9 protein-coding genes and 1 pseudogene are annotated in these 22,756 nt (G+C 73.0%); 5 read left to right on the top strand and 5 right to left on the bottom strand.

From position 1 onward, the window contains the following. Window positions 1-386: 386 nt before the first annotated feature. Both QSK17_RS12750 and QSK17_RS12745 read left to right on the top strand, forming a co-directional pair. Entirely contained in the window at window positions 387-5,435 is a 5,049-nt protein-coding gene (locus tag QSK17_RS12750; RefSeq protein ID WP_285704874.1) for a non-ribosomal peptide synthetase, read from the top strand. Beyond that, window positions 5,432-14,314, top strand: coding sequence for a non-ribosomal peptide synthetase/MFS transporter (locus QSK17_RS12745; protein WP_285704873.1), 8,883 nt, complete (start codon window positions 5,432-5,434; stop codon window positions 14,312-14,314). The genes QSK17_RS12750 and QSK17_RS12745 overlap by 4 nt, the downstream gene beginning before the upstream one ends. A gap of 12 nt (window positions 14,315-14,326) precedes the next feature. Here the strand turns inward: QSK17_RS12745 and QSK17_RS12740 are convergent, their stop codons facing one another. Beyond that, complete coding sequence (locus QSK17_RS12740; RefSeq protein ID WP_285704872.1) at window positions 14,327-15,139, bottom strand: tryptophan 2,3-dioxygenase; 813 nt, start codon at window positions 15,137-15,139, stop codon at window positions 14,327-14,329. A gap of 188 nt (window positions 15,140-15,327) precedes the next feature. On the opposite strand from QSK17_RS12740, the gene QSK17_RS12735 reads away from it, so the two are divergent. Continuing rightward, window positions 15,328-15,813: an Lrp/AsnC family transcriptional regulator gene (locus QSK17_RS12735; protein ID WP_285704871.1), complete on the top strand. Its 486-nt coding sequence runs from the start codon at window positions 15,328-15,330 to the stop codon at window positions 15,811-15,813. A 38-nt stretch (window positions 15,814-15,851) separates the two neighbouring features. On the opposite strand, the gene QSK17_RS12730 is transcribed toward QSK17_RS12735, so the two are convergent. Continuing rightward, window positions 15,852-17,099 carry an RNA polymerase sigma factor gene (locus QSK17_RS12730; RefSeq protein ID WP_285704870.1) on the bottom strand — a complete coding sequence of 416 codons (1,248 nt, stop codon included), beginning with the start codon at window positions 17,097-17,099 and terminating at the stop codon, window positions 15,852-15,854. Beyond that, complete coding sequence (locus QSK17_RS12725) at window positions 17,096-17,464, bottom strand: YciI family protein (RefSeq protein WP_285704869.1); 369 nt, start codon at window positions 17,462-17,464, stop codon at window positions 17,096-17,098. The genes QSK17_RS12730 and QSK17_RS12725 overlap by 4 nt, the downstream gene beginning before the upstream one ends. Before the next feature lie 357 nt (window positions 17,465-17,821). On the opposite strand from QSK17_RS12725, the gene QSK17_RS12720 reads away from it, so the two are divergent. Then, window positions 17,822-19,498 carry an MFS transporter gene (locus QSK17_RS12720; protein ID WP_285704868.1) on the top strand — a complete coding sequence of 559 codons (1,677 nt, stop codon included), beginning with the start codon at window positions 17,822-17,824 and terminating at the stop codon, window positions 19,496-19,498. A gap of 40 nt (window positions 19,499-19,538) precedes the next feature. Here QSK17_RS12720 and QSK17_RS12715 read toward each other — a convergent pair whose 3' ends face one another. Further along, window positions 19,539-20,495, bottom strand: coding sequence for a LysR family transcriptional regulator (locus QSK17_RS12715; RefSeq protein WP_285704867.1), 957 nt, complete (start codon window positions 20,493-20,495; stop codon window positions 19,539-19,541). A gap of 306 nt (window positions 20,496-20,801) precedes the next feature. Further along, entirely contained in the window at window positions 20,802-21,926 is a 1,125-nt protein-coding gene (locus tag QSK17_RS12710; RefSeq protein WP_285704866.1) for a DUF418 domain-containing protein, read from the bottom strand. On the opposite strand from QSK17_RS12710, the pseudogene QSK17_RS36135 reads away from it, so the two are divergent. Then, a pseudogene (locus tag QSK17_RS36135) lies at window positions 21,898-22,719 on the top strand (histidine kinase dimerization/phosphoacceptor domain-containing protein); the annotation flags it as partial. The gene QSK17_RS12710 and the pseudogene QSK17_RS36135 overlap by 29 nt on opposite strands. Window positions 22,720-22,756: the final 37 nt, after the last annotated feature.

Raw genomic sequence — 22,756 nt, 5'->3', positions numbered from 1 at the left:
GCCCTCGTGTGGGTCTACGGGCGTTTGGCTCCGATCCTCATAGCTGTCCGCTGAGGGGAAGGGCTGTCGATATGCCGGCGAACCGGTGGCGACGGCTCGGCATTCGGAGCAGCGCCTTTACGTTGTAGATTTCCAAGCATGCAACGGGGCTACCGAGTCGGTCCCGCCATCAATCCGCCAGGGGCCAGGCCGCCCGAAGTGCCGTGCGCGTCCGCCCCAACACGCTCCCGCCCGGACAGGCGAGCCGAAATCGCAGCCCCTGAAGCTGACAGCACATAAATCACGCCAACCGCAATAGCGCCTGTGAGGCAGATTTATACCGGTTCGGCACCAGATATGAGACATATCATCGACTAGTTGATCATTGCTGTCTAATCTCAGCCCCCGTGACCATTCATGTGGCGGTGACGGCCCAGGCGAAGCGGACACCCGACGCGATCGCCTATGTGGCCGGTGACCTGCGAATCTCCTACAAGGAGATGGATCGGCGCGCGAACCGGATCGCGCACGTCCTCCTGCGGAGCGGCGTGACCCGTGAGGAACCTGTCGGCGTGCTGCTTGACCGGGGCGAACATCTGATCCCCGCGTTGCTCGGCGTCCTGAAGGCGGGAGCGGCATACGTGCCGCTGGACCCGGCCTATCCCTCGGACCGGCTCCGGCTGATCGCCGCCGACAGCGGCCTGAAGTCGTTGATCACGCTTCCCGGACTCGATCACCCGCTGGATGCGCGCGTGATCCTCGCCGGGACCGATGACGCGGCTGCTCCAAATAGCGATCCCGGCACGGCGGTGTCTCCGGACGATCTCGCCTATGTCATCTACACGTCCGGATCGACCGGCCGGCCCAAAGGTGTGGCCGTCGAGCACCGCAGCGTGATGAACCAGCTCGCCTGGATCACCGAGACCTGGACGCAGGAGGCGCTGGCCGGCATGCTGGCCGCCGCGTCGGTCAGTTTCGACCCCTCGGTGATGGAGATCTTCGCTCCGCTGCTGGTCGGCGGCACGGTGATCCTGGCGGACAACCTGCTCGCGCTGCCGCATCTGCCCGCGCGCGACGAGGTGACGGCCCTCGGCGGCCCCCCGTCCGTGCTGGCGGCGCTGCTGCGCTCGGGCCCGCTGCCGCCACGTACGCGCTTGGTGCACTACGGCGCGGAAGTCGCGTCGGCCGAGCTGATCGACGCGATCTACCGGAATCCGCAGGTCGAGCGGGTCTTCAACCTGTACGGACCGACCGAGTGCACGATCCAGTGCCTCGCCTTTGAGATCCCACGCGGGACGACCGGTGTCCCACCGATCGGGCTGCCCATCGCGGGCGCCGTGGTGAGCGTCAGGGACGCCGACGGCGCCGAGGTCGCCGAAGGCGAGACCGGCGAGCTGTGGGTGAGCGGCCCCGTGGTGGCGCGCGGCTACCTGAACCGCCTCACGGGCGACCGCCACGCGCGGAACCGCCCATCGGAAAGCCTCACCGAGGGGACCCGCATCGCCGGCGGCCGCCCTTCCGGTGACTCCCCCACCGGTGCCCGGCCCGAGGACCGGCCCGAGGACCGCTTCGTCGAGCTTCCCACCGCCGGTCGGACCTACCGGACCGGTGACCTGGTGAGGTTCGACGGAGGCGTCTACCACTTCGTCGGACGGGCCGACGACCAGGTCAAGATCCGCGGCCACCGGGTGGAACTGGGCGAGGTCGAGCGCGTCCTCGCCGCACATCCCCACGTCACGGCCGCCGCCGTACTGGCCCTGCCGGACGCGGACGGCACCCGGCGGCTCGCGGGCTACGCCCAGGCGGAGGCCGCGGACGAACGGGAGCTGCTCGGCTACCTGCGCGAGCACCTGCCCGGATACATGGTGCCCGACCGCCTGACCCTGCTCGACCGCCTCCCGCTGACCCCGAACGGCAAGATCGACCGCCAGGAGCTCGGCGCCGTACGGGCCGCCGCGCGCGAGGCGACGACCGCGCCCCGTGACGACGTCGAACGGCGGCTCGCCGCGATCGTCGCCGACGTGCTGGCGATCGCGGCCGCGCAGGTGGGCGTGGACGACCGTTTCCCCGATCTCGGGGGGCACTCGCTCGCGGCGGCCCGGGTCGTGGCGCGGGCGGGTTCGGAACTGGGGACAGAAGTGCCGTTGCACGAGTTCCTCGCCGAGCCCACGGTGGCGGCGCTGGCCCGGCGCGTACGCTCCGGAGACGGCGGGCGCGCTCCCCTGGTCCGACACGCCGGGCGTGACCGCTACCCGCTCACCGACATGCAGCGCCAGTTCTGGGCGCTGCGGCAGATCGCGCCGGGGACGCGCGCCACGACGATCGCCATCCGGCTCCGCGTCTCCGGGGCGTCGAGCGCGGGAGCCTTCCGGTCCGCTCTCGACGGCATCGTGCGCCGCCACGAGTCGCTGCGCAGCGGGATCGAGCACCACGACGGAGAGCCGGTGGCCCGCGTCCGCGTCGCCGCACCCGTACGCGTGGACGAGCACGACCTACGCGGCCTGGAACCGGCGGCGCGGGAGGCCGAGATCCTGCGTCTCGCCGACCTGGCGGCGACCCCGTTCGATCTGACTGAGGATGTGCCGTTGCTCCGCGCGGTCCTCGCCTGGACGGGAACGGCCGAGGCCGAGCTGATCGTCATCACGGATCACATCGCTTCCGACGGCTGGTCGACGCGGGTCCTGATCGACGAGCTCGCGGCCGGACTCGCCGGGCTGCCGGTGCCGGAGCCGGACCTCCAGCTCGGGGACGTCGCACTGCGTGAGGAGGAGCGCCGGGAGGCGGCGCTGGAGCGCGAGACGGCCCACTGGCGGGAGGCGCTCGCCGACGCGGCCGTGCCGTACGACCTGCTGGGCGCGGAGCACGCGGCGACGCACGAGGGGCGCCGGCTCAGGCGGCCGATCGACCCCGCGCTCGAAACGCGGATCCGGCGGGTCGCCGCCCGCCATGGCGTCACCCCGGCGGCGGTTCACCTGGCCGCGCTCTCCACCGTGGTCGGCGGCCTGACCGGCCGCGCCGAGACGGTGATCGGCCTGACCGCGGCCGAACGCGACCGGCCCGGACTGGACCGGATCATGGGACCGCTGCTCGGCGTGCTGCCGATCCCGGTGCGGTTCGGCGACGATCCGGCGTTCGGAGACCTGGTGACCGCGGCGGGCGCGGCGATCACGGCAGCGCTCGCCCACCAGGAGCAGGCCGGGTCGGCGGTCTCCGGCGCGGTGCCCCGCCCTCCGGGGGCCAGTCCCTTGCCGATCGTGCTGTCGGTGCAGCCCGAGGACGTGCCCACCGTACGTGAGGTCGCCCCGGAGCGCGGCCACACCGGCCGGGAGAGCGGCCCGGAAAGCGGGACCATCCGGATCGAACTGGCCGGCGAGCTGGACTGCGGCGGCGCGGTGGCGGAGCTGACCGTCCTGGTCAACGCCACCGCGGAGGGGCCGGAGCTGCAGGTCGAGTACGCCACCTCGCGTTTCGGCGCGGCCGACGCGGAGCGGGTCGTCGACGCGCTGCTCCACGCGCTTGAACACGGTCTGGACGACCCGCGCACGCCGGTCTCCGCGCTGCGGCTGATCTCCGAAAAGGAGCGTACGGCCCTGCTCGCGGCGGGGACCGGAGCGGAGGTCCGCCCGCCCGCCACGATCGTGGAGGCGATCCTCGCGCAGGACCGGAACCGGATCGCGGTCGAGGCAGCCGGGAACCGGCTGACCTACGGCGAACTGGAGGAGAACTCCGCCAAGGTCGCCACGGGACTCGTCGCCGCGGGTGTCACCGCGCAGGAGCCGGTCGGCGTGAGCCTGCCCCGCGACCACCGCCTGCCCGCTGTCCTGCTCGGCGTGCTGCGGGCGGGAGCCGCGTACGTGCCGATGGACCCCGACCTGCCGGCCATGCGGCTGGCGGCGATCGCCGAGGACGGCGGGGTACGGCGGGTGCTCGCGCTCGGTGACGAGGCGCACGCCGCGATCGCACCGCTCGACGGCGTGACGGTCCTCGACGCGGAGGCGTTGACGGCGGTGCCGAGCGGCGAGATTCCGGAGGTCGATCCCGACGGCATCGCCTACGTGATCTTCACCTCGGGCTCGACCGGACGCCCGAAGGGCATCGAGATCACTCATCGCGGCCTGGCCGCGTTCGTCGCGTCCATCCAGGCCGATCCGGGGATGACCGGGGACGACGCCGTGCTGGCCGTGGCTCCGCTGGTGTTCGACATCTCCGCGTTCGATCTGTGGGCCACGCTGACGGCCGGGGCCCGCGTGGTCATGGCCGACACCGCGACCTCCTTCGACGGCCGGGCGCTCGCCGAGCTCTGCGACTCTGCCGGGGTCACCCTCGTGTTCACCACACCGAGCCGGATGCGGCTGATGGTGGAGGCGGGTTGGCGGGGCCGTACCAGCATGCGAGTCCTGACCGGCGGCGAGCTGCTCGACTCCACGCTGGCGCGGGAGCTCCAGGCGCGGGCCGGGAAGCTCTGGAACGGGTACGGCCCGGCCGAGGTGACGGTGGCCTCCACCTTCCATCCGGTGACCGGGCCGGTCGGGGACAGCGTGCCCATCGGCCACCCGATCCCCGGCGAGCGGCTCTATGTTGTCGATCCGCTCGGCCGGCTGCTCCCGCCCGGTGCGCCCGGTGAGCTGTGGCTGGGCGGTCCCGGCGTGGCCCGGGGCTATCGCGGACGCCCCGAGCTGTCCGCCGCCGCGTTCGTCCCCGATTCCGAAGCCGCCGGTCCCGAAGCCCCCGACCCCGAAGCCACGGCCGCCGAGCCCGCTCGTCTCTCGGCCGCCGACGTCGGCGCGGAAGCCGCTTCCGCGCGGCGCTACCGGTCCGGCGACATCGTGCGCTGGATCTCGGACGGCGCGGGCGGGCTGGTGCTCGACTTCGTCGGCCGCAGGGACGGACAGGTCAAGGTACGCGGATACCGCGTCGAGCTGGGCGAGATCGACAGCGTGCTGCGCGCGCACCCGGCCGTCGCCGATTTCGCCGTCGTCGCCACGACCGGTCCCGACGCGCACCTGATCGGCCACGTCGTCTGGCGCGGCGAAGCACGATTCACCGAGCTGGAGGAGTACGCCCGGGACCGGCTGCCCGGCTACATGGTGCCGCGCCGGTGGGCCGCGCACGACACGCTCCCCCGCACGGCCAACGGCAAGCTCGACCGGCGCGCTCTGGAAGGCGTCGAGGTGGCCTCCGCGCCGCACACCCCGCCGGAAGGCCCGATGCAGGAGTTCACCGCCGAGATCTGGCAGGAGGTGCTGCGGATCCCTCTGGTCGGGGCGCGTGACGACTTCTTCGCGCTCGGCGGCACGTCGCTGCTGGCCACCCGGGTGACGGTCCGGTTGCGCGAGGCGCTCGCCTGCGACCTGGCCGTGCGCCTGCTGTTCGACCATCCCGTGCTCGCCGACTACGCCGCCGAAGTGGAACGACTGGTCATCGCCGAGATGGCCGGACAGGAGGCTCGTTCATGACTGTCGTCTCCGGCGAAGACCGGCTGCGCGAACTGCTGAACCGGCGCATCGCCCAGGCCCGCCAGACGGCCCCGGCGGGCATCCCGCGCCGCACGGACACCGGCCCCTGGCGCCTGTCTCCCGTGCAGCGGCGGATGTGGCTCGCGTCCGAGATGGAGCAGGACAGCCCGGCCTACAACGTGCCCGTGATGCTGCGGCTGCGCGGCGAGCTGGACGTGGCCGCACTGCGCCAGGCCGTGGTGGACGTGGTCGAGCGGCACGAGGTGCTGCGTTCGACGGTGGAGGTTCGCGACGGCGAGCCGTACGCGGTCACCGGCCGCGCGGACGGGATCGACGTCACGATGGAGGACGTCGATCCGGAGGCGCTGGAGGAGCGCATCACGGAGCTGTCGCGGGTGCCGTTCCGGCTGGCGGAGGAGTATCCGCTGCGGGCGACGATTCTCGCGACCGGCCCCCGCGAGCACGTGCTGCTCCTGCTCATGCACCACATCGCGATCGACGCGTGGGCGCAGCCGCTGCTCCTCGACGACCTCGCAGCGCTGTACCGCTTCCGGCTCGGGACCGGGCCCGCTCTCGACCCGCCGGCTACGCGCTACTCCGATGTGGCCGCGTGGTCGGTCGCCCGTGCCGCCTCCCCGCAGACGGAGCAGGCCCTGGATTGGTGGGAGGACCATCTGGCCGGGCTGGAGCCCGTGCCCGGCCTGCTTCCGGACCGTACGAACCTGGCGGATCCGCCGACCCCCGACGCGGCGCCGGGGTGGCGTGGCGACGTGGTGGACGTCGTACTCGCACCCGAGACCGTCGAGCGGTTGCGCGTCCTGGCCGCGGAGAGCGGCGCGACCGTGTTCATGGTGCTCCTGGCGGCGCTCCAGGTCACGCTGGCGCGCGTGGCCGGCGGCCCGGACATGAGCCCGGACATGAGCGCCGACGTGAGCGCCGACGTGACCGTGGGCGTTCCGGAGTCCGGCCGGAGACATCCGGAGACCGAGTCGCTGGTCGGCTGCCTGGTCGAGACCCTGGTCATGCGCGGAACCGTCGACGGCGGCCGCACCGGCAGGGACCTGGTCGGGCAGGCCCGCGCCCGGGCCCTCGACGTGTTCGGGCACGCCGACGTGCCGTTCGACCGCGTGGTGGAGCGGGTGCGCCCGCAGCGGTCCGGTACGGCGGCGCCGCTGTTCGACGTGCTCCTCAACGTCTACGACGCCGCCGCCGAGGTCACCGGCTTCCCGGGGCTGACGGCCGAGACGGTCGAGGTGCCGCCGTTCGCCGCGAAGTTCGATCAGACGTGGACGTTCGTCGACGACGGCACCGCCCTGCGCGGGAGCCTGACCTACCGGTCCGACCTGTACGAGCCGGACACGGCGGTCCGCCTGGCGGGCTGGTTCGGCTCCCTGCTCGCCCAGCTCGTGGCCGACCCGGAGCGCCCGGTGGGTGAGCTGGAGCTCGAACCGGGCGCGGACCTCGTCCTCGCCGAGCCGGCGCCGCCCGTACTGGGCGAGCCGACCCTGCACGGACGGATCTCCGCGCAAGCGGCCCGTACGCCGTCGGCCACGGCCGTCGTGGCGGCGGACGGCACGCTCACCTACGCGGAGCTGGAGGAGCGCGCGAACGCTCTCGCCGCCCGGCTGCGCGAAGCGGGAGCGGCGCGCGGCGACCGGGTCGCCCTCCTGATGGAACGGACCCGGGACCTGCCCGTGGCCCTGCTCGGCGTGCTCAAGGCCGGGGCGGCCTACGTCCCGATCGACGACGCCGCGCCCGCCGACCGGGTCGCCGCCATCGTGACCGGTGGCGGGGTCCGCGTCGCGGTCTGCGCGGCGGAACTCGCGGACCGCCTGCCCGCCGACGTCACGGTGATCTCTTCTGGCGACCACGCGTACGGACCCGCGGGCGGGCGCCAGGACGGCGACGGGCACGGCGATGACGGGCACGGCGATGACGGGCACGGCGACGGCGCGGGCGGCACGGCGGGCGCCGGCGACCTCGCCTACGTGGTCTTCACGTCCGGTTCGACCGGCGCGCCGAAGGGCGTGGCGGTCGAGCACCGTCAGGTGACCGCCTATCTCGACGCGGTACTCTCCCGGGTCGGCCAGGACGGCACGCCGCTCCGCTCGTACGCGCTCATGTCGACGATCGCCGCCGACCTCGGCCTGCTGAACGTCTTCGGCGCGCTGACCACGGGCGCGGCGCTCCACGTGCTCGGCCGGGAGACGGCGGTCGATCCGGAGGCGTACGCGGCCTGGCTGGGCCGGCACGAGGTGGACGCGGTGAAGTGCGTGCCCAGCCAGCTCGAACTCCTGGCGGCGCACGGAGACCTCGCGGCCGTGCTGCCCCGCCGGCTGCTCGTGCTCGCCGGCGAGGCCACGCCCTGGACACTGATCGACCGGATCGCGGGCGTACGGCCCGACCTGGAAGTCCAGGTCCACTACGGTCCGACGGAGACCACGGTCTCGGTGCTCGGCTGCGTCGCCCGCGACGCCCCGCGCGCCGGGTCGGTGGCGCCGCTCGGCACGCCCTTCGCGGGAGTGCGCTGCTTCGTCGCCGATCCGGCCGGGCGGGCTGTGCCGTACGGCGTGGCGGGCGAGCTGTGGATCGGCGGCCCGCAGGTCGCCCGCGGATATCTGGGCGATCCCGGCGGCGACGCACGTTACGCGGAGCGCGCGGACGGCCGCTACTACCGGTCCGGTGACCGCGTACGGATCACCCGGGACGGGTTCGTGGAGTTCCTCGGCCGCGTCGACGACCAGGTGAAAATCCGGGGGTACCGGGTCGAACCGGGCGAGGTCGCCGCCGTGTGCCGGGCGCTGCCGGACGTCGCGGAGGCCGTCGTCCTCCCGGCGGGCGAAGGAACGGCACGGCGGCTGGTCGCGTGGCTCGTGCCGCGCTCCCCCACGCCCCCGGCCACCGGCGTCACGGTCGATGCCGTCCGCGCGGCGCTGCGGCGCGTGTTGCCCGACTACATGGTGCCCTCGGCGATCATCTTCGTGGACGCGCTGCCGCTCAACGCCAACGGCAAGGTGGACCGCGGGCGGCTGCTCGACCTGCTCGCCGCCGACCCGTCCGGAGGCGTACCGGCGGGCGGTACGGGACCCGCGCCGCAGACGGTCACCGAGCGCCTGATCGCCCAGATCTGGGCCGAGCTGCTCGGAACTGACACGATCGGCGGAAGTACTGTCGGCGTGACGAGCGCGAGCCACTCCGACCACTCCGACAGCGGGACCGACACGATCGGTGTGAACGCCGACTTCTTCGCGCTGGGCGGCGACTCCTTCGCCGCCGTGCGCGTGGCCGGGCGGCTCTCCGTCGAGCTCGGGGTCACGGTCCCGCTACGGCTGCTCTTCGAGCGTCCGGTGCTCGCCGATCTGGCCGCCGCGCTGGACGCGCTGCCCCGGAGCGGGGCGGCTCCGGCGCCCGCCACGATCCCCCCGCGCGAGGGCACCGGTCCGGTCCCGCTGTCGCCGGTCCAGCGCCAGATGTGGCTGGCCGGGGAGGTGGACCCGGACAGCGCCGCCTACAACGTGCCGGTCGTCATCCGGCTCGACGGCGAGCTGGACGTGGAGGCGCTCCGGCTCGCCGTCGTGGACCTGGCCGAGCGGCACGAGGTGCTGCGCTCGACCGTCGAGGTCCACGACGCGGAGCCGTACTCGGTGACCGGTCCGGCGTCCCGGGTCGTCGTGGAGCTGATCACGGACCTGAAGGACCGGCCTGCGGAGGAAACCCCACCGGACACCGCCCGGCATGACCACGCGGCTGACCACGCGGCTGACCACGCACCCCAGACGCACGGCGCCGGAGAGCACGCCGCCGAGGCGGGAACGCCTGACGAGACCCCGGTGGGAAGACGGCTCGCCGAGTTGGCCCGGCTGCCGTTCCGGCTGGCGGAGGAGTATCCGCTGCGGGCGGCGATCCTCGCCCTCGGCCCGCACGCGCACGTGCTCGCCCTCGTGCTCCATCACATCGCCAGTGACGCCTGGTCGCGGGGCGTCCTCCTCCGGGATCTCGCCGATCTCTACGCGGCGCGTACGGGAGCCCGGTCCGCGCCTCCGGCGCTCGACCGCCAGTTCGCGGACGTCGTGGAGTGGCAGCGGTCGGCCGCCGAGGCCGCGGATCCCGGCTGGTGGACGGCCAAGCTGGACGGGTCGCCGACCGAGATCGCGCTTCCCGTGGACCGCGTACGGCCCGCCGCCCCCGGAACCGGGGTGGGCCTGCTCGACCTGGAACTGCCGGACGAGCTGGCCGCCCGGGTGCGGGCGCTCGCCTCCACGAGCGGCGCGACGGTGTTCATGGTCCTGCTCGCGGGGTTGCAGGCCATGCTCGCGCGAGTGTCGGGCGGCTCCGACATCGCCGTGGGCGTGCCGGAGTCCGGCCGACGGCACCCCGAGGCCGAGCGCCTCATCGGCTGCTTCCTCCAGACGCTGGTCATCCGTACCTCGGTCGAGGACGACCTCACCGGCAGAGAGCTGGTCGAGAGGGCCCGCGCGGAATCGCTGGACGCCTTCGCGCACGCGGGCGAGCCACTGGGGTCGGTCTCGCCGCAGGTCCTGCTCAACGTGTACGACGCGCCCGGCCCGATCACCGGCTTCCCCGGCCTCGACGCGCACGCCGTGGAGATGAAACCGGTCACCGCGAAGTTCGACCTGAGCTGGACCGTCCAGGACACCCGTGCCGGGCTGTGGGGTGGCCTCGCCTACCGTCCCGAGCTGTTCGACGAGGCGACGGCACGGCGGATCGCCGGATTCTTCGTCGCGGTCCTCGACCAGCTCACCGCGGATCCCGACCGCAGGATCGGCGACCTCGACCTCGATCCGGGCGTGGACGCGCTGCTGACCGGGCCGCGAGGAACGCCGGTCGGCGGGCCGACGCTGCACGGGCGGATCTCCGCCCACGCGGTACGCACCCCGTCGGCGACGGCGGTCGTGGCGGCGGACGGCACGCTCACGTACGCGGAACTGGAGGAGCGCGCGACACGGCTCGCCCACCGCCTGCGCGCGGCGGGAGTGGAGCGCGGGGACCGGGTCGCCGTCCTGATGGAGCGGACGCGGGACCTGCCGGTGGCCATGCTCGGCGTGCTGAAGGCGGGGGCGGGCTATGTCCCGATCGACGACGCCGCCCCCGCGGACCGGATCGCGGCGATGCTGGCCACCGCCGGGGCCCGCATCGTGGTCTGCGCCGCCGACCTGGCGGACCGGCTGCCGGAGGACGTCACCGCCGTCGCCCCCTGGCTCCCCGACGAAGACCCTCCACATGGCAGCGCCGCCGCCGACGTAGAACCGGGCGACCCAGAACCGGTGGGCGACACAGAACCGGGCGGCGTCGTGGTCGGGCCCGAGGACCTCGCCTACGTGATCTTCACGTCCGGCTCGACCGGAACCCCCAAGGGCGTGGCGGTCGAGCACCGGAATATCACGACCTACCTGGACGGGATCCTGTCCCGGCTCAGCCCGGCGGGTCCGCTCGAATCGTGGGCGCTGGCGTCAACGGCGGCCGCTGACCTCGGCATCCTCAACGTCTTCGGCGCGCTGACGACGGGCGCGGCGCTGCACCTGCTCGACCGGGACACGGCCACCGACCCGCCCGCCTTCGCCGCTCACATGACCGGGCACGGTGTCGACTTCCTCAAGTGCGTGCCCAGCCACCTGGAACTGCTGGCCTCGCACGGTGACCTGTCTGCGGTGCTGCCGCGCCGCGTGCTCGTCCTGGCGGGCGAGGCCGTCCCGTGGACGCTGGTGGACCGGATCGCGGACGTACGGCCCGACCTGGAGGTACAGGTCCACTACGGCCCGACCGAGACGACCGTCGCCGTGCTCGGCTGCTCCACCGGGAACGCGCCGCGCGTGACCGCGAACGTGCCCCTTGGACTCCCGTTGCCGGAGGCACGTTGCTTCGTCGCCGACCAGGCCGGGCGCGCCCTGCCGTACGGCGTGGCGGGCGAGCTGTGGATCGGCGGCCCGCAGGTGGCGCGGGGCTATCTGGGGCATCCCGAGGATCCGCGCTACGTGACCCGGGACGACGGGCGTTGGTACCGGTCGGGCGACCGGGCCCGGGTGACCTCCGAGGGGTACCTGGAGTTCCTCGGCCGGATCGACGACCAGGTGAAGATCCGGGGATACCGGGTCGAACCGGGTGAGGTGGCCGCCGTGTGCCGGGCACTGCCGGGCGTCGCGGAGGCCGTGGTCCTCCCGGTGGGCGAGGGGACGGGACGGCGCCTGGTCGCCTGGCTGGTCCCGTCCGCGTCCGCGGTGGCGCTGACCGTGGAAGGGGTCCGCGCGGCGCTGCGGGACGCGCTTCCCGACTACATGGTGCCGTCAGTGATCGCATTACTCGACGCGTTCCCGCTGAACGCCAACGGCAAGGTGGACCGTACGCGGCTGGTGGCCGAGTTGGGCGCGGTGAGCGCGGGCGAGCAGGTGGCGCCCGCGACGGACACCGAACGGCGGGTCGCGGAGATCTGGGCACGGCTGCTCGGGGTGGCGTCCGTCGGCGCGACCGACGACTTCTTCGCGCTCGGCGGAGATTCCTTCACCGCGGTCAAGGCCGTACACGAGATCGACGAGGGACTGCGGGTCATCGACCTGTTCACCAACCCGACCGTGCGCGAGCTCGCCGCCCACCTCGACGGCCGTTCCGGCGGTCAGGGCGGGCTGCTGCACCGGCTCGGTGGCCCGAAGGCGGGCGCGAAGGCGACCGCCACCGTGGTCTGCGTGCCGTACGGCGGAGGCTCGGCGGCCGTCTACCGGCCGCTCGCCGAGGCGCTGCCGGACGGGGTGGAGCTGCTGGCGATCGAGCTGCCCGGCCACGACCCCGCCCGCCCCGACGAGGCGCCGCAACCGCTGGAGGAGGTGGTCGAGCGGTGCGTGACGGAGCTGGCCGCGCGAGAGAACGGCCCCATCTCGGTCTACGGCCACTGCGTCGGCACCGCGCTCGCCACCGCACTGGCCCTGCGGCTGGAGGAGGTCGGCGTCCCGGTCACCAGTGTGTTCCTCGGCGGGAGCTTCCCGACCGCGCGGCTCCCCGGACGGCTGTCCGCGTGGTTCAACCGGCATCTGCCGGCCGACCGCTGGTTGTCGGACCGCGCCTACCGTGACGTCCTGCGCGCGATGGGCGGCCTGCCCGAGGATCTGGAGGGCACCGCGGTCGACACCGCCGTCAACGCGCTCAGGCACGACGCCCGGCAGGCGCAGGCGTGGTTCACCCGCCGGCTCGCCGACCCGGCGCACAGCAGGTTGCGGGCGCCGGTGCTGGTCGTCATCGGCGGCGCCGACCGGGCCACGGAGCTGTACGAGGAGCGCTACCGGGAGTGGACGGCCTTCGCGGACCAGGTCGAGCTCGCCGTGATCCCGAACGCCGGACACTACTTCCTTCGTCACCAGGCGGACCAGCTCGGCGACCATCTGGCCGCGGCGCTGCACCGCTGGGCGGAGCCGTACGAGCGATCGGACGGGCCACCCGGCGGACAGCCGGACGGGAACCGGCCCGGGCAAGACGACGCGGATCGGCCCGGGACGGACGCGTCGGCGAACAGCGCACCGGCGAACGGGGCATCGGTGAACGGCGCGTCGGCGGCGCCCAGTCCGCGTGACCTGCGCGGTTTCCCCACCGTGGCGGTCGGCCAGCTCGTGTCGATGGTCGGCAGCTCGCTCAGCTCGTTCGGCCTCGGCGTGTGGACGTTCCAGCGCAGCGGCGCGGTCTTCGACTTCGCGCTGGTGACGATGCTGGCGCTGCTGCCCACCGTGCTGGCGGGACCGGTGGGCGGCGCGTTCGCCGACCGGTACGACCGGCGGCGGATCATGCTGGTCTGCGACGCGCTCAACGGGCTCGGCATGGCGGCCGTGGCGCTGCTGCTGTGGTTGGACCGGCTGGACTTCGTCGTGGTCTGCGCGGTCGTGACCCTCACGTCGGTTGTCACGGCGTTCCACCGGCCCGCGTACCTGGCGGCGATCGCCCAGCTGGTGCCGAAGCCGTACCTGCCGCAGGCCAACGCGCTGGCGCAGGCGGGGCTCGGCCTGGGCAACCTGGTCGCCCCGCTGGCGGGAGGCGCGCTCGTCGCGCTCGCCGGGCTGCCCGTCGTGGTGGGCGCCGACGTGGTGACGTTCGTGATCGCGTTCCTCTCCCTGCTCGCCGTACGGATCCCGAACCGGATGTTCCGGCGCAGGGAGGAGTCGTTCCGCGCGGCGGTGGCCGGTGGCTGGCGGTTCTTCGTCCGGCGGCCGCCGCTGATGGTGATGGCCGGCTATTTCATGGTCGTCAACTACTTCACCGCGCTGACGCTGGCCGTGGTGTCGCCGATGGTGCTGTCGCTCGGGGACGCCACCGACCTGGGCGTGGTGACGGCCGTGGGCGGGCTCGGCGCGGTGCTCGGCAGCGTCGTGATGATGGTCTGGGGCGGCACGCGGCGGCTGGCCGACGGGATGGTCGGGTTCGTGGCCGTCGCGGGGCTGGCAACGGTGCTGGTCGGGCTGACCGGCGCGCTGGCGGTGATCCCGATGATCGCCGTCGGGCTGGCGCTGCGCTGGGGCGCGACCAGTGTGATCAACGCGCACTGGTTGTCGATCATCCAGCTCAAGGTCAGGATCGAGCTGCAGGGCCGCGTGCTCGCCACGAACCAGATGCTGGCCACCACGATGACCCCGGTCGGCTACCTCACCGCGGCGCCGCTCACGACCTGGTCGGAGTCGCTGACCGGGGCCGCGACGGGTCCGGCGATCGGGGTCATGCTGGGCGTCTCGGGCGTGCTCCTCACGCTGTGGGGTGTCGCCGGGTTGCGGATCAGACGGCTGCGCCACATCGAGGACGAGCTACCGGACGCCCTGCCCACCGCGGTGATCAGCACCGACCTGGACGATCTCCAGGTGGAGGCCGACCGGCACGCCCTGGTCCGCTGATCCGGGGGCGGGTCACATGGCGGTGCGGGCGGACCACAGCTCGGGGAAGACGTCCCTGGTCATCGAGCGTTCGAGCCAGCTCGCACCGCTGGAACCGCCGGAGCCGATCTTGGCGCCCATCGTCCGCCGCACCGACATCAGGTGCCGGTATCGCCATTCGGCGAACCGCTCGGCCACGTCGGTGAGCGTCTCGGCCAGCTCCCACAGGTCGTCTCCCGGCCCGTGCTCGGTGTAGACGCGCACCCAGGCGGCCTCCACCGCGGGGCTGGGCGCGTACGGCTCGGCCGGGTCGCGGGCGAGCGTCCCGGCGGGGATCGGGTGGCCCCGCCGGGACAGCAGGGCCAGCACGGCGTCGTAAAGGCTCGGCGTGCGCAGGGCCTCCAGCAGCTCCCGGTGGGTCTCCGGGCTGCCCCGGTGCGGCCGGGTGAGCGGCTCCGACTTGTTGCCGAGCAGGAACTCCACATGGCGGTACATCGCGGACTGGAACCCGGACGCCTCGCCGAAGCTCTCCCGGAACGCGTTGAACTGGATCGGGGTGAGCGCGCCCAGCGCCGACCAGGCCGCGTTCAGCACGTCGAGGTAGCGCGTGACCCGGCGGAGAACGGCGGTCGCGGCGACGACGTCGTCCTCGTCCAGCCGCCTTACGGCGAGGCGCAGCTCGGTCCGCATCAGCCCGAAGTACAGCTCCATCACCTGCGTGGTCACCAGGAAGGCGGGCTCTTCGGGGACATCGGTCCGCGGCCTCAGCAGGGCGTGCAGGACGTCGGTGCCGACGTACTCGTCATAGGGCGTGCGGTGTGCGAAGTCCACCGTAGGTGATCTCATGTCCCCTCCTCGTTCCTCCTTCAATGATCTGCGATCATGACAAAGCGTGAAATAGCATGAGTAAGGCGATGGGGCGGTTTCACCTTCCGATCGGAAGCCAGATCGGCCGATCACCTTTCATGCCGGTCACCTTTCATCTCGGCGGGCTCCACAGCTCGTCTCTACGGCTCATCTCAGGGGGCGTGGTCATGGACACGATGGACTGGGCGATCCTGGCCGAGTTGCAGGCCGACGCGCGCCTCTCGTACAGCGAGCTGTCACGCCGGGTGCACATGTCGGCCCCGGCCGTGGCGGAGCGGGTCCGGCGGCTGGAGGAGACGGGGGTGATCGCGGGCTACCACGCCCACGTGGACCTGGCGCTGGCCGGGCGGACCGTGCGCGCGCTGATCCGCATGTCCTGCTACGGCGCGCGCTGCGTGCTCCGCGACGAGGAGGCCCTCGCCTGGCCGGAGATCCTCCAGGTGTACCGGGTCACCGGGGACACCTGCTGCCTGCTGCTGGTCGCGGTGCCCTCGATGGGCGCGTTCGAGACGCTGATCGACCGGCTCGCGCAGTACGGATGGCCGTCCAGCACGATGGTCCTGTCCAGCCCGGTGCCCTGGCGGCCCGTCACCGCTCCGCCCCCGCCCGCCCCGCACCACCGTGACCGCCACAACGCGGCCGACCCCGGCTGACGCCCAGCCCAGGCGCCGCCGCCGGTCGCGCGGCTCTCTCAGGCGACCGGCAGCCGAGCGGCGCGGGCGTGGAGGTAGCGCTGCTCGGGCAGGCTGGCCGTACGGCGTGCGGCCAGCAGGTAGCACTCGCGCGCGGCCGCGTGGTTCCCGGCCATCTCCAGCAGATGGGCGCGCACCGCGTGCAGGCGGTGGTGACCCGCCATGCGGTCGTCACCTTCCAGGGTCCGCAGCAGGTCGAGCCCCGCCTCCGGCCCGGCGGTCATCGCGACGGCGACCGAGCGGTTGAGCGTGACCATCGGGTTGGGCGCCACGCGTTCGAGGATCTTGTAAAGGACGGCGATCTGCCTCCAGTCGGTGTCCTCCGGCTTGGCGGCCTGGACGTGGACGGCCGCGATGGCGGCCTGCAACTGGTACGGCCCGAGCGGGGACCGGGCCATGGCACCGGCGACCAGCGCGGCGCCCTCCTCGATGGACGCGGCGACCCACAGCGCGCGGTCCTGCTCCGCCAGTGGAATCAGGGTGCCGTCGGCCGTGGTGCGGGCCGGGCGCCGCGCGTCGGTGAGCAGCATGAGCGCGAGCAGCCCGGCGACCTCTCCGTCGTCGGGGAGCAGCCGGCGCACCGTTCGGGCCAGCCGGATCGCCTCGCCGGTCAGTTCATGGCGGTGCAGGTCGGGGCCGGAACTGGCGGCGTAACCCTCGTTGAAGATCAGGTAAAGCACGTGCAGCACCACGCGCAGCCGCTCGGCCCGCTCGCCCTCCGGCGGCATCGCGAACGAGGCGCCCGCGGTCCTGATCTGCTTCTTGGCCCGGCTGATGCGCGGCGCCATGGTCGCCTCGGGAACGAGGAAGGCGCGGGCGATCTGCGCGGTGGTCAGGCCGCCGACGGCCCGCAGGGTCAGCGCGACCTGGGAGGCCGGGGTGAGCGCGGGGTGACAGCACAGGAACAGCAGGGTCAGCGTGTCGTCCCCACCATGCGGGAGTTCCTCCTCGGGCCCCGGCACGAGGTGGTCGTCGGAGGGGGTTCGGGCGGCCACGGCGGCCTCCCTGTCCCGGCGCGCCTGCTCCCCGCGCATCTGGTCGATCACCCGCCGGGTGGCGACCGTGGTCAGCCAGGCCTGCGGGTTGCGGGGCCCGCCCTCCTCCGGCCACTGGAGCGACGCGGCGAGCAGCGCCTCCTGGACGGCGTCCTCGCAGGTCTCGAACTGGCCGTACCGGCGGACGAGCAGGCCGAGGACCCGCGGCGCCAGCTCGCGCAGCAGGTCCTCGATCTCCACGCTCGTCGTCACATATCCATCCCGGCCGAGAACATGACCGGCCGTACCTCGATGCCCAGCCCGGGAACCGCGGCGTCCGGGATCATGGCCGCCAGCTCGACCGCGCGTTCCTTGCTCTCGCAGTCGACCAGATAGAAGCCGGCGAGATACTCCTTGGCCTCCAGGTACGGTCCGTCGGTCACGGCGGGGTTCCCATCACGGACGCGGACGACCGCGCTGGTGGACGGGTCGGCCAGCGCCTGGGTGCCGATCATCTCGCCGGACTCCTGGATCGTCTTGATGAACCCGCCGTGGCCGTTCATCACTTCCTGGCGCTCTTCCTCAGTCAGCGCGTCCCAGATCTGGGGGTTCATGTGCATAAGAAGCAGGAACTGCACGTTGTTCTCCTCGTTGTCGCTCGTACGACCTGTCGTGACCTGTCGTGACCTGTCGTGGCATGTCGTGGCGCCCCGGATGGGCGCCCTCGTGAATGAGTCGTGGCGGGCGGCGCGGTTTTGACATCCCCCGCGAAATCTCCCGGCCCATCCTCGTGTTCCTCGCCGCATCCATGGCGGCATCTCTCCGAACGTCCTCGGTACATCTCCCGGAACAGCACCTCTCGCACGTCCTGTGAACCCGCACGTCACACGCCACGCTTCCCGCGACCGCGTGCAAGATCCGGCGTCCCGCTCCGACTCCATACGGGGGACCGCGTAATCCCCCGGACCATTCGAGTCAGCGAGGAAGGACATCTCATGTCCCACGTTCCGAAGGCGGGCCGCCGCGAATGGGCCGGACTGGCGGTGCTGACGCTGCCCACGTTATTGGTGGCGTTGGACATCAACTCGCTGTTCCTGGCCCTGCCGCATCTGAGTGCGGATCTCAGGACCAGCGGCACGGAACAGTTGTGGATCACTGACATATACGGGTTCATGGTCGCCGGTCTCGTGGTCACGATGGGCACCCTCGGAGACCGGATCGGGCGGCGCAGGCTGCTGATGATCGGCGGGGCGGCCTTCTGCCTCACCTCGCTCCTGGCCGCGTTCTCCGTCAGCCCGGCGATGCTGATCGGCGCCCGAGCCCTCCTGGGCGTGGCCGGGGCGACCCTGATGCCCTCGACGTTGGCGCTGATCGGCTCCATGTTCCGGGACGCCCGGCAGCGCGGTACGGCCATCGCGGTGTGGGCGACCTGCCAGTTCGCCGGGGCGGCTCTTGGACCCGTCGTCGGCGGGGTCCTGTTGGAGCACTTCTGGTGGGGATCGGTGTTCCTGCTCGCCGTACCGGTCATGGTCCTGCTGCTGCTGGCCGGGCCCTTCCTGCTGCCCGAGTTCCGCAACCCGGCCGCCGGTCGGCTCGATCTGGCGGGTGTCGTCCTCTCGCTGCTCGCGATCCTGCCGATCGTGTACGGCATCAAGCGGCTCGCGGCCACCGGCGCCGGTCCGTCTGTCGTGCCGCTGACCGCGATCATCATGGGAGCGGCCTTCGCGGTGGCCTTCGGGCGCCGCCAGATGCGGCTGGACGATCCGATCCTGGACCTGCGGCTGTTCGCCCGGCGTTCGTTCCGTCTGGTCCTGGCCGCGCTGGCGCTCGCCGGAGTGGCCATGGCCGGGATCGGCCTGCTGGTGACCCAGTACCTCCAGAGCGTCCAGGGGTTCGCCCCGGCGGAGGCGGCGCTGTGGTTCGCGCCCATGGGGCTGGCCGTGGCGCTGGGCACGACGCTCACGCCGGTCGTCGTCCGTTCGGTCTCCCCGGCCACGGCCATCGCGGGCGGGCTGGCGCTGTCCGCGGCCGGAGCCGGGCTGCTCGCCGTGGTCACCCGGACCGCCGGCGACGGGCAGGGTCCCGTCCTGATCGTGGTGGGCATCGCCGTACTCGCGCTGGGCACCGGTCCGCTGTTCGCGCTCGGCACCGACATCGTGGTCGGGTCGGTGCCGCCCGAGCGGGGCGGTTCGGCGGCGGCGATGTCGGAGACGAGCAACTACCTCGGGGGGACGCTCGGCGTGGCCGTCCTCGGCACCGTCGGCGCCGCGCTCTACCGCGACCGCATGGCCGGAGCCGTCCCCGCGCGGGTCCCGGCCGAGGCGGCACGGCTCGCCCGCGAGACCGTGGCAGGCGCGAACGGCGCGGCCGCGGCACTGCCCCCGGACGACGCGGCCCGGCTCCTGCGCGCCGCGCACGACGCGTTCACCGGCGGGCTCGTCACCGTCGGCCTGATCGGCGCCGTGCTCTTCGCCTTCCTCGCCGCCCTCATGACGCGCCTGCCGCGGCGGCCCGGGCACAACGACGGCGAGCAGGAGGGCGTCGTCCAAGACGGCACGGTTCACGACAGCACGGTTCACAACAGCACGGGTCACGACAGCACTGCGTACGGTGCGCCGCGCGAGCCCGCTCCGGCTACCGGGCGGGGACGGGGCGCACGCCGGGACGCTTGACGGCCCGGCCGACGATCATTTGGAGGTGCCGGGGCCGGTGTCACAGCAGCGGATGCACCTCGGGGTGCGCGCGCCACCAGCGTCCGAAGTCGGGATTGTCGTCCACATGGTCGGTGAAGGCGGCGGCCAGGCCGCGATAGAGGGCCCCGGCGGTCGCGTCGCCCAGGCGGTCCCTGCGCCACGCGACGAGCAGCCGGCCGACCTGCGGCTCTCCGGCGAGGGGCCGTACGGCGGTCCCCTCCGGCGCGGGCCAGGAGGGATCGACCAGGCGCACGCCGTACCCGTCCGCGATCAGGGGCCGGGCGGCGCCACTCGGGGCCTCGAAGCGCACGTCGGGCTCGAAGCCGGCCGCCCGGCACGCGGCCCGCAGCGCGGCGAGGGAACCGTCGTCGGCGCCGGGCGGGCTGATCCAGGACTCGTCCTTGAGGTCAGCAAGCCGGATCTCGTCGTCACGCGCCAGCGGGTGCTCCGCCGACAGCGCGACGAATATCGGATATCGGGGAACCAGCGTGCGGCTGACGACCGGTGCCGCCAGCGTGACGTCGAACCCCTCGATGACGCCGAGCAGCGCCGCGTCGAGCCGGCCGTGCGTGAGCGCCTCGGCGAGCAACACCGCGGAGGGCTCGATGCGCAGTGAGATCTCGTGTCCAGGAAGCACGTCGCCGACTCGGTTGACGATGCTCCCCACGCAGGCCACGTGCACCGAGCCCAGCCGGAGCGAGCCGCCTGTGCCGGAGGGCCCGCGCAGGTCACCGAACAGCGCGTCGACCTCCGACAGGACGATCCGGGCGCGGGCGATGACCTGGTTGCCCAGCGGCGTCGGCTCCACGCCGGAGCGGCTGCGGACGAACAGCTGGCCCCCTACGAGATCCTCGACCCGGCGCAGCAGGTTCGTCATGGCCGGCTGGGAGAGCCCCACCTGGGCCGCCGCCCTGGTCAGGCTGCCCGACTCCGCTATCGCACAGATCATACGGAGATGCCGGATATCGAGATCCATAACGAGGAATTATGCGACAAGTAATAGCTGGCGGCCTGATTCTCGGGACAAACTTCCGGCTGTCTCTCCCTTTGCCCGCCACTTGCCCGCCACCGTTTCGCCCCGCCCCACTCCCGGCCCGCCGATTCCGGCCCCGGCGGGGGTCGCCCGGAGATGTGGGCCTACCGGCTGCTCGACGGCGCGGCCGTCCGGCTTCCCGCCTCGGACGTGATCGAGGTCGTCGAGCGGACCGTCCGGCACACCGAGGAACGCGCGACGGTCTGCTCCCTGTGACCTGCTCCCTGTGACAGGCCCGCCGCGTGCCCCCTACGAAAGGGCACGCAGGGGCGGGCGGCGACCCCAGGTGGCCCAGCGCCAGAGCCACTCAAGGGGGCCGAAGCGATACCGGCGCAGCCAGAGGGTGGACCACACCCACTGGAGCGCGAGGATGACGCCCGCGGTCAGGAACATCGCGGTCCACGACCGGCCGACCGGCACGCCGAACAGCCGCGCGGCCACCAGGACGAGGACCGTGGCGGTCAGGTAGTTGGTCAGCGCCATCCGGCCGAGCGGCGCGAAGACGACCTGCAGCGCGGCCCGCAGCGGCGTCCGGAGCAGGACGAGGATCGCGCACACGTACAGGCCCGCGAGCAGCGTCCCGGACACGGAGAGGGCGGAGGACCACAGGCCGCGCGTGCCGTCGGTCCGCGACGTGATCTGCCACCAGAGGGCGGGCGCCGCCGCGACAGCGAAGACCAGGCCGAGCGCGGCGGGCACCCGGGTCGACCGCTCGATCCGGTCGACCACCCCGTACCGGGTCAGCGCCGAGCCCACCAGGAACAGCCCCGCGATCAGCAGGAATCGGTCGCCGTGCATGACCCACGACGCCGCGAAGAACACGGGAGAAAGGGCGGCCACGGCCCATCGGGGCAACCAGGTCGAGGGCAGCAGCACCAGCAGGCCCATCACGGCGTAGGTGCTCAGGATGTCGCCCCGCCACAGCAGCAGGAAGTGCGCCACGCCCATCGCGAGCAGGATCAGGAGCCGGCGCAGCAGGAGCCGGCGCGGATGGGCGACGCGGCCCCCGGCCGACTCCAGTAGCAGCGAGAACCCGATCCCGAACAGCAGGGAGAAGATCGGGAAGAAGCGCTGCTCGACGAGTAGGCCCATCCACTCCTCCGCCAGGCCGCCCGCCGACCCGGGCGCGGCGAGGTCGACGACGCTCGCGATCGGCTGAACGTTGGCGAGCAGGATCCCGCACAGGGCGACCCCGCGCACGACGTCGAGCGCGGCGATGCGGGGACGCCCGGGAGAAGCACCGGGAGAGGCGCCGGGAGGGGCGGGCGCGGGGCCGTCCTGTGCGCCGGCTCGGGCGGGGTCCGCCGGACGCCCGCCGCTGTGAGCGCCGCTACCTTCGATCCGGATGCTCGAAGAACGATCTACATGGGACATGGCGCTCATCCTGGGCGCGCCGGACCGGCGGCGGCACCGGCCGAAAGGGCGGTTCTCGGCCCCGGGATCGTACTTTCGGCCGGTACGGCCGACCGATGATCATCTCGTAGCCTCGACGCTTGTGAACGTTCCCGAGTGTCTGGCCAAGCGGGCCAGGAACGCGTCCGATATCGGGCTCGCGGTCGTCTTCGCCGCGGTGCTCGCGTTCTGGGCGTCCCGGATCGCGGAGAGCTGGGGAAGCGGCTACTGGCAGTTCAGCTGCGTCGCCGGGGCGGTGGTGTGCCTGATCGCGCTGCTGCGCCGGCGTGAGCGGGCGTGGGCGGCGATCGCCGGGCTGGCCGTGGCGGCGGTCGCGATCCCGGCCGCCCTCTTCGGCGGGCTGCCCGCCGAACCCGGCCCCGCCATGGCCCTCGGCCTGTGCGTGCTCGTCGGTTCCGCAGTCAAAACGCTCCCGGCCCGCTCGGCGGGCGCGATCGCGGCGGGCGGGCTGGCGGTGGTCGCCGCGAGCGTGTTCAACGCTCGTACGCTCGCCTTCGGCGTCCCGGCGGTCACGATGCTGAACGGCGCGGGATGGCTCGCCGCGGTCGCGGCCGGGCTGGCGCCGCGGCTGCTCGCCGCCCGCCGGAGAGCGGCGGCGGACAAGGTGCGCCGCGACGAGCGCCTGGCGCTGGCCAGGGAACTGCACGACGTGGTCGCCCACCACGTCACCGGCATCGTGCTCCAGGCGCAGGCGGCCCAGCTCGTGGCGCGCAAGCGCCCCGAGAAGGTGGACGCGTCGCTCGCGGGCATCGAGGCGGCCGGCTCCGAGGCGCTCGCCGCGATGCGCCGCG

Origin of the sequence: Microtetraspora sp. NBRC 16547 (assembly GCF_030268965.1) — a bacterium.
Lineage (GTDB): Bacteria > Actinomycetota > Actinomycetes > Streptosporangiales > Streptosporangiaceae > Microtetraspora.
Note: the sequence above shows the minus strand (reverse complement) of the source record. Positions and strands in the feature narration are given on the sequence as shown.